15 protein-coding genes and 1 pseudogene are annotated in these 15304 nt (G+C 38.1%); 3 read left to right on the top strand and 13 right to left on the bottom strand.

Going from position 1 to position 15304, the window contains the following annotated elements; genetic code table 11:
• Nucleotides 1-2: 2 nt before the first annotated feature.
• From ACHABW_RS07600 to ACHABW_RS07655, 12 genes and pseudogenes are all read right to left on the bottom strand, one after another.
• Nucleotides 3-1220 carry an ROK family transcriptional regulator gene (locus ACHABW_RS07600; RefSeq protein WP_435754763.1) on the bottom strand — a complete coding sequence of 406 codons (1218 nt, stop codon included), beginning with the start codon at nt 1218-1220 and terminating at the stop codon, nt 3-5.
• The gene (gene galT, locus ACHABW_RS07605) at nt 1220-2743 is read right to left on the bottom strand and encodes a UDP-glucose--hexose-1-phosphate uridylyltransferase (protein ID WP_435754764.1); all 1524 of its coding nucleotides are present in this window, start codon (nt 2741-2743) and stop codon (nt 1220-1222) included. The genes ACHABW_RS07600 and galT overlap by 1 nt, the downstream gene beginning before the upstream one ends.
• A 12-nt stretch (nt 2744-2755) precedes the next feature.
• Nucleotides 2756-3751 (bottom strand): UDP-glucose 4-epimerase GalE, encoded by a 996-nt coding sequence (gene galE, locus ACHABW_RS07610; RefSeq protein ID WP_435754765.1) that lies wholly within the window; start codon nt 3749-3751, stop codon nt 2756-2758.
• 7 nt (nt 3752-3758) lie between these two features.
• Nucleotides 3759-4934: a galactokinase gene (locus ACHABW_RS07615; protein WP_435754766.1), complete on the bottom strand. Its 1176-nt coding sequence runs from the start codon at nt 4932-4934 to the stop codon at nt 3759-3761.
• Between the two features lie 463 nt (nt 4935-5397).
• Entirely contained in the window at nt 5398-5661 is a 264-nt protein-coding gene (locus tag ACHABW_RS07620) for a hypothetical protein (protein WP_435754767.1), read from the bottom strand.
• 493 nt (nt 5662-6154) lie between these two features.
• A pseudogene (locus tag ACHABW_RS07625) lies at nt 6155-6977 on the bottom strand (M55 family metallopeptidase).
• Nucleotides 6978-7090: 113 nt separating this feature from the next.
• Nucleotides 7091-7225 (bottom strand): hypothetical protein, encoded by a 135-nt coding sequence (locus ACHABW_RS07630; protein WP_435754768.1) that lies wholly within the window; start codon nt 7223-7225, stop codon nt 7091-7093.
• 69 nt (nt 7226-7294) lie between these two features.
• Complete coding sequence (locus ACHABW_RS07635; RefSeq protein WP_435754769.1) at nt 7295-8239, bottom strand: metallophosphoesterase; 945 nt, start codon at nt 8237-8239, stop codon at nt 7295-7297.
• Between the two features lie 176 nt (nt 8240-8415).
• Nucleotides 8416-9819, bottom strand: coding sequence for a sensor histidine kinase (locus tag ACHABW_RS07640; protein WP_435754770.1), 1404 nt, complete (start codon nt 9817-9819; stop codon nt 8416-8418).
• Nucleotides 9819-10511 (bottom strand): response regulator transcription factor, encoded by a 693-nt coding sequence (locus ACHABW_RS07645; protein WP_435754771.1) that lies wholly within the window; start codon nt 10509-10511, stop codon nt 9819-9821. The genes ACHABW_RS07640 and ACHABW_RS07645 overlap by 1 nt, the downstream gene beginning before the upstream one ends.
• Before the next feature lie 249 nt (nt 10512-10760).
• Entirely contained in the window at nt 10761-11447 is a 687-nt protein-coding gene (locus tag ACHABW_RS07650; protein WP_110939197.1) for a GTP pyrophosphokinase, read from the bottom strand.
• Nucleotides 11448-11760: 313 nt separating this feature from the next.
• A complete protein-coding gene (locus ACHABW_RS07655) occupies nt 11761-12735 on the bottom strand; it encodes an AEC family transporter (protein ID WP_435754772.1) in 975 nt (324 codons plus the stop codon).
• 217 nt (nt 12736-12952) lie between these two features.
• Here ACHABW_RS07655 and ACHABW_RS07660 point away from each other — a divergent pair, with 217 nt between their 5' ends.
• On the top strand, nt 12953-13276 hold the full coding sequence (locus tag ACHABW_RS07660) for a YckD family protein (RefSeq protein WP_435754773.1): 324 nt from the start codon (nt 12953-12955) through the stop codon (nt 13274-13276).
• Nucleotides 13277-13442: 166 nt separating this feature from the next.
• On the top strand, nt 13443-13907 hold the full coding sequence (locus tag ACHABW_RS07665; RefSeq protein WP_435754774.1) for a metal-dependent hydrolase: 465 nt from the start codon (nt 13443-13445) through the stop codon (nt 13905-13907).
• A gap of 117 nt (nt 13908-14024) precedes the next feature.
• Here the strand turns inward: ACHABW_RS07665 and ACHABW_RS07670 are convergent, their stop codons facing one another.
• Nucleotides 14025-14444, bottom strand: coding sequence for a MerR family transcriptional regulator (locus ACHABW_RS07670; RefSeq protein WP_435754775.1), 420 nt, complete (start codon nt 14442-14444; stop codon nt 14025-14027).
• 232 nt (nt 14445-14676) lie between these two features.
• On the opposite strand from ACHABW_RS07670, the gene ACHABW_RS07675 reads away from it, so the two are divergent.
• Nucleotides 14677-15243 carry a TetR/AcrR family transcriptional regulator gene (locus ACHABW_RS07675; RefSeq protein WP_435754776.1) on the top strand — a complete coding sequence of 189 codons (567 nt, stop codon included), beginning with the start codon at nt 14677-14679 and terminating at the stop codon, nt 15241-15243.
• Nucleotides 15244-15304 lie beyond the last annotated feature (61 nt).

A 15304-nucleotide genomic window follows, 5' to 3' on the forward strand; every position in this document is an offset into this window, starting at 1 on the left:
GTCTAATACTCATGACTGAACAGCTCTGATAAAACGAGTGTCACCGCTCCGATCAACGAACCCTCTTCTCCTAATTTAGAAACGACAATTTCTGTTTTTTTTGCACGATCACTCAACGCTCTCGCTGAAACTACCTCATTTATAGGCTTCAGTAAGAAATCACTGGCTTGAGAAACACCGCCGCCAAGAATGATCATTTGCGGATTAATTAGATGTATGAGATTAAGTATTCCAATACCTAAATACTCTCCGGCTTCCTCAAGGATTTCACGCGAAACCGTGTCACCCTCCACTGCACACTCATAAATGATCTTCCCAGATATAGGACTTAACGTTTCACGTAATTTTTCTGTGAGTTTTGGCGCCTTCCCGGCATTCATTAATTGCTTCCCCTTAAATTTAAGCGCATTTCCCGATGAGAATGCTTCTAGACAACCTCGATTTCCACAAGAACAAACGGGTCCCCTCAAGTCAACGACGGTGTGACCAATCTCACCAGCCAGGCTGTCATTTCCATGGACGAGCTGCCCACTTTGCACAAGTCCACCACCAATCCCTTCGCCTACATTCAAACAGAAAAAGTGGTCCATATCTTTCCCAACACCAAACCATTTCTCTCCTAAAGCCAAAGCCTTTGCATCATTCTCAACCCGCACTGGTAATGAAAATGTCTCTTCCAACGCCTCTTTTACCGGAACATTTTCCAGCTTTAATGTAGGTGCATGGATGGCAATTCCACTTGTATGGTCGACAATGCCGTGCATCGCCACACCAATTCCAATAATTTTCTCTTGAACACCCTTTTCGATCTCTTGTTTAAACTTTGAAACAATCTCTTTTAGAAATAGTAGAAATTCTCCCTCATTCAAACCGGATGGGAGTTCTTCCGTTCTACGCAGCGATACTTCGGCATTAAGGTTTGTTAAGGCAAGACGCACTTTTTTCACACCGACATCAACGCCAATAATAAAACGACTATCTGCATTTATAGCTAAAAGAATCGGTTTTCTTCCACCATTTGAAGTCCCGGGTCGACGTTCAACCACTAAATTAGCCAGAATTAGTTCCGCAACAATATTTGTCACGGTCGGTGGAGTTAACCTCGTTTCTTTGGCAATCTCGGAACGCGATATCATTCCATGAACCCTAATCGAGTTTAAGATGATCGAGCGATTTAATGACTTCATCCCTTGAAAACTACCGGTTTTCTGTGAACTCATTACTTTGCCTCTTTCAATGATTCTATAAATGTTAAGAACGCGTTTTGTCCTTCCTGGTCGCGTTTGAATACGCCAGCATGGGAAAGGATTGTTGCAAATATTTTTCCTATTTCCTGTTGCAGAATAGCTTCTGTATTTTCTAATGTTAAATGATCGTACTTGCTTAAAAGCTGCATTGCCCAATCCAGATGTTTTGCAATCTCTTCATTTTCGGCTATCGCCTTTTCCGGATTATCCGTTAACACTGCTTCAGTCAGTAGCCTTATTTCTTCTTTAAGTCGACCAGGTAACACGGCTAGTCCCATGACTTCTATTAAACCGATATTCTCTTTTTTAATATGGTGAACCTCTTCATGAGGATGAAAAATACCCATAGGATGTTCATCGGACGTTCGATTGTTTCGCAGCACTAAATCAATCTCGAATTTATTGTTACGATATCGAGCAATTGGTGTGATTGTATTATGAGGTGTCTCGTCAGAAAAAGCATGTACGCCAACACTCTCATCACTGTAATGCTGCCACTTCTTCCGGACCATTTCCGAAGCGCGTACAACTTCCTGTTTCGAAGAACCTCTCACCCGTAATACAGACATTGGCCATTTAATTTTGCTCACTGATACATCTCCAAAGTTAACAAGGCTTTCCGTTTCCTCGTCCTCTGCTCTCGCCATCGGGAATTCATACTTTCCAGCCTGATAGTGATCATGACTAAGAATTGATCCCCCTACTATCGGAAGATCAGCGTTTGAGCCGATAAAATAGTGCTGGAATTCCCCACAAAAATCGAGAAGTCTTTCAAATGTTTTTTCCGTGATTTTCATCGGTTCATGTTTTGCCGATAACACAATCGCATGCTCATGGTAATATACATATGGTGAAAACTGAAGATGCCATTCTTCTTTATTCATTTCCACAGGAATGGTCCGCAAATTTTGTCTAGCAGGATGATTCAATCTTCCTTCGTACCCAACATTCTCTTTACACAACAAGCATAATGGATAGTTCGAACTCGCTGCTTTTTTAGCTGCAGCTATTTCAGCTGGATCCTTCTCCGGCTTTGACAAGTTAATCGTAATATCAAGATCACCATAGTCAGTAGGGGTTGCCCAGCTGACATTCTTCGCAATCCGATCTCGGCGAATATAATGAATATCCTTGTTTATCTCATAAAACCAAGCTGTTGCTGCTACCACAGAATCGACCTTAGAGATACGATTAAATTCTTTGACTACCTGTGACGGTTTATCCATAAAAACTGCCATTAGCTTCGTGTCTAACAGATCCCGTTCGGTTACAGTATCCTTTAATTGCCCTTCACTAACTGCCCAGTCAAGAATGTCGTCAAGAATTGTTTGAAGCTCGCGATCCGTAAAACTAGCTGCACGAACATCTGATAAAGCTTCTTTTACTCCGAGAACCTCCATCACCTGATTTTTACAATAAATAACATCCTCCGCATCAATCAGTTGCTTTTTCAAAGCATAATGAACAAGCTCGTTTAATTGCTCTTCTATTCTCATGTCGCTGCCTCCTTAAGACTTCGATTCATATCCGTTCGGATGTTGACGGTGCCAATTCCAAGCAGTTTCAATCATCTTAGTCATATCCGCATACTCAGGCTCCCAGCCAAGCACTTTCTTCGCTTTTTTTGATGAAGCTACAAGAGCTGCCGGGTCCCCGCTTCTTCTTGGGGCAATCTCTCGCGGAATTTCGATTTTAGTCACTTTCTCGACTGTATCAATCACTTCTTTTACACTAAAGCCATTTCCGTTACCAAGATTAAAAACATCCGATTCTCCGCCATCACGTAAATACGTGAGTGCTTCTAAATGGGCTTGAATCAAATCTTTTACATGGATATAGTCGCGAATACATGTTCCGTCGGGAGTAGCGTAGTCGTCGCCAAAAATCATGATCTTTTCTCTCTGTCCTAAAGCGACCTGTAACACAATCGGAATGAGATGACTTTCAGGCTGATGGTCTTCTCCAATTTTCTCTGTTGGATGAGCGCCAGCTACATTAAAGTAACGAAGAACCACATATGTCATTCCATAAGCATTGGCACTCCACTTAAGCATTTTCTCAATCGCAAGCTTTGTCTCCCCATATGGATTTGTCGGAATCGTTGGTTCTGTTTCCTCGATTGGAATCGTCGTTGGTTCTCCGTAAGTCGCTGCTGTAGAAGAAAACACGATATGTTTTATGTCATATTCTTTCATCTTCTTCAATAGGCAGATCGCGCCGTACACGTTATTATCATAATAATCAAGGGGCTGCTCCACACTTACTCCAACGAGCGAATCCGCGGCAAAGTGAATGACAGAATCGACATGATGGTTTTTGAAAACTCTGTCTAACGTCAGCCCATCTCGCAAGTCACCTTCATAGAAGGTTGCTCCGTTTAAGACCGCTTCCCTGTGTCCCATCTGTAAATTATCGACGACAATAACTTCTTCTCCACGGTTTAATAATTCTGCCACGCCATGACTTCCGATGTATCCTGCGCCACCACATACTAATACTGCCATTTTGCGATCACTCTCCTTTAGTTAATTCTCTCGTTCCATCTCCAACGTCTACTACATAAAACTCTGTTTCAATGCCTGTTCGTTGCTTGTAGTCTCCCGCAATACGAGCGAGCACTTCCTCTATGTTATCTTCCTTAATCAAATTTACTGTACATCCACCGAAGCCAGCGCCTGTCATTCTTGCCCCTAAAACAGATGGCTCTTTCCAAGCCGCTTCCACAAGAGCATCCAAATGTTCTCCTGTGACTTCATAGTCATCACGTAATGACCGGTGTGACTCATTCATCAATTCACCCACCGCAATGAGATTTCCTTCTTCCAGTCTTTTATGCGCCAACTTCGTTCGTCCATTTTCTGCAATGGCATGTTTCGCACGACGCAGTGCTGTACCGTTTTGAATCACAGACTTATGGTTTTCAAATTGTTCAGTTGTGAGCTCACATAGGTGATGGATGGAAACTTCTTTTTGCAGGTCAGCCAGTGCTTCTTCACATTCACTTCGGCGTTCGTTATATTTGGAGTCTGCTAAACCTCGTCGTTTATTCGTATTCGCAAGCACGAGCTTTACACCTTCTAACTTCACCGGTGCATAGCTGTACTCGAGGGTATCACAGTCTAATAATATCGCTTGATCCTTCTTACCCATCCCAATCGCAAATTGGTCCATTACCCCACAATTCACGCCGATATACTCATTCTCTGCTTGCTGGCACAGTTGAACCATTGGAATTCGTTCCATCTGGAAATGATTCATCTCATCCCACGCCACAGCCATCGCCAGTTCAATCGAAGCCGAAGAAGATAGTCCGGCCCCATTTGGAATGTTACCGAAAAACAAGGCATCAAATCCGTGAGTTCCTGTTAATCCCTTCTCTTTAAACAAAGAAAGGACTCCTTTCGGGTAGTTCGCCCAATCATGTTCCTCTTGAAAGCTCAAGTCATCCAGGTTCGTTTCAATCACTCCTAAGTCCTCGAAATTTTTGGAGTAAAAACGAATAGTACGATCCTCTCTCGGTGCAATGACGATATAGGTCCCAACACTTAGTGCACAAGGGAACACATACCCACCATTGTAATCCGTATGCTCCCCTATTAAATTTACGCGTCCTGGAGACAGATACACCCGTGGTTCCTCAGATCTTTTAAATACTTCTTTAAATGAAGACATTAATTCTTCTCTCATTTTATAACCTCCTAAGAAAAACGGCATAGCCGTCTTTTATTAAATACAGCGTCATCTTCCACCGCCCTAGGTACATGCGGTGTGAAGGTAGCTGCCAATTTTATAAATTCTTACCACCTAAAAAACTCCTAAAAAGTGTTTGATTAAATACAGTGTGAGCTTATGGTCCCCAACTTTATTAATTAATTTAACAAACTAAATATAACGCTTTCTTTTTCGTTAATGTAAGTATACATGAATAGCAAGAAGAATGTAATGGACTTTTTTAATTAATTTAATTAAGTGGGTGTATAAATACGAATAGAGGAAGGTTTTAGTTAGGGGACACTTCAAGAAAATGCGGATATACAATGTTAAGGGTTTAATAGATATAAAGGTAGTAAATTCACTGCCTTTTTTTGAAGAATTAGACCAATTTATCAGCAAACAATCGTGCCTGATAATTGTAGGTTTTGGATACTATTTAAAGTATCGTTACCAATAGGGATATAATAGCTACCAGTAAACCGCCAACTTTGATTAAAGTCTCTTTATATTGTTTCCCTTCTTCCTCACCTTTTGCATTTATAGCGCGACCAATAATCTCAATTGAACTGGAAAGTATAGCAAACAAGGGGATAGATGATAGAGCAATCAGAAAAAGATTTACGGTTTTGATATCTTTAAACAAACTATAAAGGATTAATATTATTAGACCTATAATTAATCCTACACTAATTTTATCCATACTTTTCTTGTTTTCCTTTTCAGGAAAAAATCTTTTATACTTTGCAACATGGATCCACCAAAAAAGATTAAAAAACCGATTCCTAAAATATCTGATAATGGGAGGTTAAAGGTAAAAGATTTGATGGTAACAGTATAAGAAATATCAGTGTTTTAAAAAAGGATACCTAGTATTAATATTGTTAGTGACCATCCCAAAATTGGTGCTTCTTCGCTAAGATTATTCATTTAGTTAAACCTCCCCCCAATTTCAAGTTATTCCATTACACAATATAGCCCGTTTGCATAAGAGTAATCTTTTTGATACTCAATCACATATACATACAACTATAACATTGTGTATTCTCAAAACTATGATTTTTTATCTTTTTATCGAAGGTTTGAAGAAGTAATCAGTCTGGATTTCCTCGGAGCACTTTTTGTCATTCAGTGGTACATGTCAAATATGATACATTTCATTGACTGTAATCATTTTTGAACCTTTGGCCGTCTCTCTATACGAACGCAGTTTTCATCGCTAATTCAGTCATAACAACCATCGCTCGGTAAGCTTCTAAAATATCCTTTGCTTGAAAAGATACAATCGTCGTCCCTTCTTCTAGAACCGTACCAGGCATTAAACTTGCCCACTCCGCTTCGCCGTAATTTGTGAATTGAATCTTCAATATTGGATTTTCAGGAGGAACAAGAGGTTTTACATGAGCCGCATTTTCAATGGCTTCTTTCGTTTTTTCATGCAGTAATTCTTTTGTTTTCGCCGGTGTTAAGCATATTGCAGCTGATCTAGACTGTTGTTCCTTTACAATAGGTTGTAATGTTCGGGATCAACTGCTTCGCTTCCTTCGCAGTTTCATCATCCCCTGCAACCATAAGCAACGGTACACCAAAGTTGCCTGCCACGTAAGCATTTAATCCTAACTCTCCAACTTCCACATCATTTACCCACATATTATGTACACCAAATGTCATCGTGTAACTCATCACGCCAGCTTTAGCCGCCCTGGCATGATAACCGATAAACATTGCTCCACCAAAACTATCATCCAACCCTTGAACCATCGCAAAAGGTTTCACATCCCCTGCAATAAGTTTCGCTTCGGAATGAAGTTCTTCTATTAAAAGGTTGTTCATTTTTGAATGACTATCGTTAACAACCACCTCAAAGCAATCCGTGCTAAACGCGGCCTCGATCACGTTATTTGCTTCCTGCGTCATCATTTCCTGACCACGGCGATAATTTCTACTAGAAGAATCTACAAATGTCGAATCTACCAAACCACTAATACCTTCCATATCAACAGATAAATAAAGTTTCAATTCAATGACCCCTCTCTGAGATTGCTACCATTGATTTTAATTATAGCAAATAGAATTGATATAGTGGGTCAAACACCAAATTTATCCAATTAGTGCGAGGGATAGTTTACTTATCAATTTCTTGGATAAACTACGTCTTGCAATCTACTTTGAATATGCTCCATCATTTCTTTTATTTCGATATTTGGATCCTCCGTTCCTTTACCTTTGAACTCTTCTAATAGTTGCTTAAGGTTAAGTTCTTTCAATTTATTCCCTCCTAAAAAAATAGAAGCACATATCCAATTAGATACCCGCTTGACGAAATTATATATTGTTTATGGCTTCTTTTCTAATGTTAGTAAATTGACCTCAGGTGTATTAAAAAGTCGAAAATTTAGAAACCCTATTGCATTACTGCTACCGAGACCTCTGCTGACATATTGATTTAAGTCATCATATTCCCAAAATCCACTCACTCTGTCTCTAGGTGGAAACAAACCGTTGTTCTCATAATAAGATTCAGGAACCATCAATGCACCTAATATCGGAATCCTTAATTGTCCTCCATGGTAATGCCCGGCAATGTGAAGATCGTAATCTCGAAAAACAACAGACGGATCATTTTTATGAATGTCTATCCTTAAATCCGCAAGTGGATAATGATAAAGGGAAATTAAAATTTCTTTATCTGTTAACTCCTCTATTACACTCAAATCTTCATATAGAGACTTTTGATACGTTTCTTCCTGATTTAAATCGGATACTTCTGATAGCTTGTCTAACTCCGCTGATGTATCTATTAGCGACAGACCAAATTCAACAAAATGAACCTTGGAATTCCCTCTATTAATCGTGTGAACTGCATCCAGTTTTTTCACACCTTTATCGCCCATACCCGCAATAAATTCATGTTTATCTAAAGCATAGGTCGGTCCTGTAAAAGCACCTCCAGGATCAGTATTACCTGGAACAAATAATGCATCGTTCAAGTTTTCTATTCCTTCAAGCAGCGAATAAGTCGGTTCATAATTAGTACTATACTCATCACTTAGCATATCTCCTGTAAATACCGCAACATCATATTCTAATTGATTAATAGATTGAATTAACTTTTCTTGACCCTCTCCAAATACCTCTTCATGTAAATCAGCAATCTGTACAATTCGAAATCCTTCTAAGTCTGCAGGTAAGTCATCTATATAAATAGTCTCTTCCACAACAATAATTCTATTATTGTCCCAGATTGTGTAGACTGTTAAACCTATTATAAAAACTATCATTACTATTGAAATCCTTACTAGGAGTTTCATTTTCAGCACTCCGATATCTATTTATAATTGGTTCTTACTTTCTCGCGATCATACTGTATTTCGTTTTTAAAATGTTCATTAGATGCAATTTTTTATGAAAAAAAAGCATGAGCTATCATCACTCATGCCGCTTCCTATTAATCATCTTACTGTTTTTCTTTTGCGATCGTTAGTGTGAACGTTGTTCCTTGTCCTACATTACTTTCCACTATTATTGTAGCGTTGTGGAGATCCAGAATTTGTTTCACAATGGAAAGACCAATTCCCGTGCCTACTTTTTGTGTACGTGCTTTATCAGATTTATAAAATCGCTCCCAAATGTTCGCTAGTTCATCTTCTGACATCCCTAGACCTTGATCTGATATATTTATTTGAACCACATTTTTTTGTTCTTTAACAAGAATGCCAATTTTACTTCCATAAGATGAGTATTGTATAGCATTTTGTACCAGATTTATAAATACTTGTTCCATCCGTTCGGAATCAGCATAAATGTATACATCTTTTTTTCCTGTATCGAATTGAATCTCCATCTCTCGCTTTGATGTTTCCGGTTCTAATTTAGCCAATATTATTCTGAGTTGCTCTGTGACATTATACGCCTTACAATCCAATTCCCAATTTCCTGCTTCGAGACTAGCCGTGCTCAACAGATCATTGACCAGTTTCATTAAACGATCTGTTTCATGATGCATGATGGTTAAATAGTGCTTTTCTTTTGCTCTTGGGATCGTTCCATCCAGCATTGCACCTAGAAATCCCCGAATCGATGTTAATGGAGTTCGTAGATCATGAGAAACATTGGCTACAAAATCTTTTCTCAACTGATCCAAACTTCCAAGTTCTTTCGCCATATGATTGAGAGTGTTGCCCAATTGACCAATCTCATCTGTCGTTTTCACATTTACACGATGAGAGAAATCGCCCTTGGCAAATTGAAGTGCGCTATGGTTCATATTCGTTAAGGGATCCGTTATTTTTCTCGATGTATAATATATAATCATTGCGGTTATTACCAAAGCAATTAGTGCTGTTAAAAAGTTTATCCAAATAATTTGACGGGACTCACGATCAAACTCATGAAACACCATGACAATAGCTTGTGGTTCTTGCGAAAGGGATGGAATGTTAATTTTTGAAGCCATCACATACGATATTTCTTCTCGTTTTCCCAACAGTCGTTCAGATACCGTTTCTTCTCCAGACAAAGCTTGATCGACAATATTTGAAGAAAGTCCTTGCTCTTGCAAAAAACCTGGATGAAACAACGCCCTTCCTTCTGAATCAAAAAGAAGTATTTGTCGATTCTCTTGATCCATGTTGAATTCTAAGGAATGATGAAGTTCATCGTCTGACATTCCGACTTCATTTGCACGCTCAAAGAAATCTTGAATTTGATTAATCTGATGTTCGAATGTTCGATTATATCTCGACAGCATTTCGTGATGGATAAGTGTGTTTAAGACTATTGCAAAGATAAGAAAAGAAAGAAATAATATTAGAAGATGTGACGTGAACAATTTCTTAAAGACACTGCTTCGTTTAACCATCACTCGTTCACCTCAAATTTATAGCCGATCCCATGTATCGTTTTTAACTGCCAATGAGGTAACTCATCGTTAATCTTTTCTCGAATTCGTTTAATATGCACATCGACAGTTCGGTTATCGCCTTCATAATCAAACCCCCAGATTTGTTGTACAAGCTGCTGACGAGTGAAAACGTGATTCTCATTGGAGGCGAGATAATACAGCAACTCCAACTCCTTTGGAGGTAACATGATAAAATCATCATTTCGAACAAGACGGTACTGACTAATATCAAGTGTCATGTTTAAGAACATTAAGCTTGGATTTTTTTGAGCATTGGGACTTGTCCTTCTAAGAATCGCCTTAATTCTAGCAATGATCTCTTTTGGATCAAAAGGCTTCACAACATAATCATCTGCACCTAATTCTAATCCTCTCACCTTATCGTAGCTCTCTCCTTTTCCCGTTAACATGAGAATAGGAACGGAGCGTTCATCGCGATTAATTTCTTTACAAACTTCCCATCCATCTTGCTTTGGAAGCATAATATCTAAAATAACGAATTCCGGATTTTTATCGTAATATTGCTCCAAACCTGCTTCCCCATCCGCTGCAAATATGACTTTGTATCCTTCTTTCGAAAGATAGAGGTCCAGCAGTTCACTTATATAAGGATCGTCTTCTACTAAAAGTATTTTCATACTATTTTTCATGGAAACACCTCCAATTCTTCGCATTTTAACGTCATACTATAAAACATCTGAAAGTGGCGTAATCGTTCCATCAATTTCACACAGCACGAAAGCTCATGAGGGGGGACTCACAAGCTTTCGTTTAATCTTTAATTAATTTATTGTTAACAGCCTTTATGCTGGATTTTTTCGGGACGTATACAAAGTGCGGCTTGAATACCTTTGTTACGTAATTCTAGGACTAATTCTGAGGATGTTTTCTTTTTGTATTTAACCATCACGATTCATCTCCTCCTTAACATGTGGTCCTGTGATAGATACTATTTTCGATGACGCTCCTCCAGTATGGTCCATACGTTTAACTTCATCGTGAATGTCTTTCATCTTTTCATCCATTGCACTTGCTGTTTTAGCTGCTTCTAATAGACCTTTTTCCAAATGTTTAGGAATTGTCTTGTCATATTTATAGTAAATTTTATGTTCTAGGCTTGCCCAAAAATCCATTGCTAGTGTTCGTAATTGAACTTCGACATTTACATATTCCACACGATCCGAGAGTGTTATCGGAACCTCTATAATCATATGTAAACTTTGGTAGCCATTCGGTTTTGGAAATCGAATATAATCCTTCACATCTACAACACAGAGGTCCTTTCTTTTCATTAACAGTTCGTACATATCATATACATCTGAGGAAAAAGGACAAACTACCCTCACTCCAGCGATATCATACAAGTTTTCTCTAGCAGAACTAACTGAGACTTTAAGTTTTTTTCTGTTTAACTTAGACACGATACTTTCCGGTGTTTTCAGGCGAGTTTTAACATGCTCGATCATATTTTCATCCCGCATATATTTAGCTTCTTCTACCATAATATTAATTTTTGTTTTCATTTCATCCAGGGCAAATTTATACGGAAGTAAAAAGGCTTTCCAAATCTTTGATTTTTCGCTCATCTTCATAAACCTCCATTGATTTCCAACCTTATGAATAACCTATATTTAATCTATAGTTATATCATATCAATAGTTTATGAACAGAGGATGAACATCCTGTGAAGAATTGTGAAACATTAAGGAAATGTATTATTTCGGTATTACTGTGGTTTCCCATTTTCTGGGGGATCTGACCCCTTTTTTAGACCCCTTTTTAGAAATTGGTGTTGAAAGGACAATGTTAAATAAGGTGAAAGTCTTCTGCGGATTGTTATCCTTTCACTTCATTAACCCCTTATCGATCACGTACTATCAAAATAGAAGTGTCTATATCCTATAGATAGAGCGTCATCAGATACAAGACAGGCAAAACAAAGATCAATAAAACTGTTGTTATAAACCAACTGGAATTTGCTAGATCCTTATCCAAATTGAACAGTTGAGGTGGCACTAAAGAAGTAAATCCAGGGGGCATCGCCGATAGGATAATGATTGTTTTGAATGCAATGCCGTCATAAATCTCTCTAAGTCCAAACATAAGTGCGAGAATTGTTACAGCAACAGGAACAATTCCATACTTGATCGCCGCAACAACGAAGCTTTCTTTTAAGTACCCTTTAACCTTTCCTACTTGTAAGTTAAATCCTGTAGGGACAACGAGCAAGATCGTAAAAATAGGAACCAGGACACTGTTTAAATCCGCGTAAAACGCTGGACGTTCCCACGGAGACAGGTTCAAACTTCCACCTATAACGATTGCAATAAGTGTAATAATGATAAAGGGATTTGTTGCTAACTTTTTTAAGAGGGACTTCTCTTTTAATCCTTGATTTTCCCCATAAGACTGGGCAACCGGAAAACCTACTGCATAGTATATTAGATCTTCGAACAATCTAAATAACGCTACGAAAACAAGACTAGCCTCTCCTAAAAAAACAAAACAAAATAAGTTCCCAAAACTCCCTAAGTTTGTAAACGTACCAGAAGCAAACATGGATCCTTGCTGTTTCCTCCCTAACTTCAACCACTTTGCCGCATACAAGGATAGACCGCCACCTAATGCAATAGCTATCGCTCCTAATATTGGTATAACTATTAATCTCAAGTCATCTAACTGAACATACCAAAACGCACCGAAAATAATCAGTGGATTAACAACTAACAATGCGGACATTGTTGAGCCTTTTAATATCCGATGCATTTTTTCCGGTGACGATATTGTACCTTTATCTAACAGAACCCTTAGTCCTTTGCCTGCTAATAAACCTATTATCACAATCGCAAGTGCAAAAACAAAATTACCAATCATAACTATCCCTCGCCAACACTCATTTAATACCTTTTATCTTACCATCAATTTATTCCATATAGTTGTCGTTTCCACTATAAAATTGATTTCCCATATTATGGGGGGACAGACCCCTTTTTCTAATTTTCGTTCCTATTCTACTCTTTTCACTAAATTCACGAATAGGATCTGTGATGTTGGAGCATGATAAGGGAAATATTACTAAAGGAGAGATCGAATGGTTAAATATTTATTAGGATTTCTAGCTGTTTGCATGCTTTCTGTAGCGACATTGTCTGCTCCAGTGAGTGCTGCAGAGGATATTAAAGAAGTTGAACTTACGGAGGATCAGCGAATGGAGATGTCCTTGCTGCAAAAGGACGCCATCGAGAGAAAGAAAGAGATAATTAATAAATACGTTGAATACGGTGTTTTCACAGAAGAAAAGGCACAAAAAATGCAAGCTCATATGGATGAAAAGTTTAGTGAACTCGAAGAAAATGGGTTTATACCTGATTGCGAAATGTCTAAAAAGCATTCTGAGCAAGATGAGAACAACTAATCTTTTGATTGAAAGGCCAACGGAAATCGTTGGTTTTTTTCTTTTTTTGTAAAACGCACTATGTAATTGGTTATCGTTTTGGTAAAATTGTCCTCCCACTCTATTCAATTCCACCAATTATTGATATGATCTTGTTCTTACTATATTAATGAAGGAGATCAACACCATGAGGTATTACACACACATCGCAACTTCTTTATCAGCAGCAGTTTTGCTAACGACCTATTCTCCGATTACCATTCCCATTGGATCTACCATTACAGTTACTGGCCTTCTGCTTGGAGCTGTTCTTCCTGATATTGATGAAACGAGATCATGGCTCGGAAGAAGAGTACCTGTTTTATCAGGCATTATAAAGTTTCTTTTTGGTCATCGTGGACTTACTCACTCAGGACTAGTACTCGCATTAATGGGATTTTTACTTGTGAATACAGAGAATCAGTTTCTTGCTGGACTATCTTTAGGAGTGATCTTGCATATTATAGAAGATTCTTTTTCCAAAGGCGGAATTCCTTTACTTTATCCCTTCACAACAAAACGGACTGGGATACCTTTGTATAGGACCGGTGGTTTGAACGAACTATTAATTTTTCTAGCGAGTCTAGTATTCTTAATTTATTCTTTCATGTAGGAAATAGTAGTTAATGTTCTATCATTCGATAGCTAGCTATGAGTAATGTTACTCATAGCTGGTAACAAACTGACTTATTGTTAAAAAGAGTATAGCTTTATCCCCTCCCATTGACCATTATTTTCTACAATAAAATTTTATTGCATCATGAAGAAAAACAGCAAATCCTTCACCGAATTTGTTACGTTCTTGATCTTTCATTTCCCTTCCTCCTTTTAACTTATCCATGGACGAATTAATTGAATCTATAATTCGATCGAGGCGATCTCTCTTTTTTAACAGCAATTCTTTATGAACTTTCAATGCCTGCATTTGATCGAAAAAAGGATCGTCTAAAATACGTTTTATCATACGCAAAGGAACTTCCATCTCTTTAAAAAAGAGTATTTGCTGTAAACGATCTAAATCCTTCTCGTTATATAGACGATACCCATTCTCTTCTAATTTTTTCGGTTTTAATAATCCAATCTGATCATAATGATGTAATGTGCGAACACTTACACCTACTATATCTGCAACCTCCTTAATTTTAAGCATCCTAACCCCTCTATTCTTACGATAAAGTATAACGTAACGTTAGAGTCAATAACTGTTTTAATAGAGGGGATTCAAGGTTCTCCGTTAGAAAGCATAAATCAATCTTAAATCATTTGAAAATTAATGGTAACGCTACAAAAATGTTTACAATAATAAGTCTTGACTATTCAAGGAGAAGTCGCCACAATTATATAGACCGGTTGTCATAATTTATTGTGAAGGAGTTTCTTATATGGGTAGTTCCAGCTCACGGTTAAACATTCTTGAAACAGCTTCTAAGCTATTCCAAGTGCAAGGATATCATGCTACTGGCTTAAATCAGATTATAAAGGAGAGTGGATCACCGAAAGGCTCTATTTATTATCATTTCCCGGAAGGAAAAGAGCAAATTGCTTTAGAGGCGGTTGAATATACAGGCAAAATTGTTCGAAAACAATTAAATAAAACACTCACTGCTTCTGCTGATCCTATAGAAGCCCTTCAGTCGGTAGTTCAACATCTAGTTGATCATTTAGGCCATCCTGAAGATGTGGAGGGTGTTCCCATTGGTTTAATTGCATTGGAAACCTGCTCCATGAGTGAAAAATTAAGAAAGGCTTGCTCTGATGCTTTTACAAGTTGGCAAAGACTTTTTGCTGATAAATTAATTGAAAATGGGTTCAAACAAGATCGAGCAAGAGAATTAGGCATTCTTCTGCAATGTACACTGGAAGGAGCACTTACTGTCTCTGTGACTCAAGATAATAGTGAGCCCCTGCGTATTCTAAAAGAACAGATCCCGCTAATTATTAAACCTTAAGTTATTTTAACTATATCATTTTTATGAAACTATTTAGAAATTCGGAGGTATTATCATGCAA

The organism is Salipaludibacillus sp. CF4.18 (genome assembly GCF_051262595.1).
In the GTDB taxonomy this organism is placed as follows: Bacteria; Bacillota; Bacilli; order Bacillales; family Salisediminibacteriaceae; genus Salipaludibacillus; species Salipaludibacillus neizhouensis.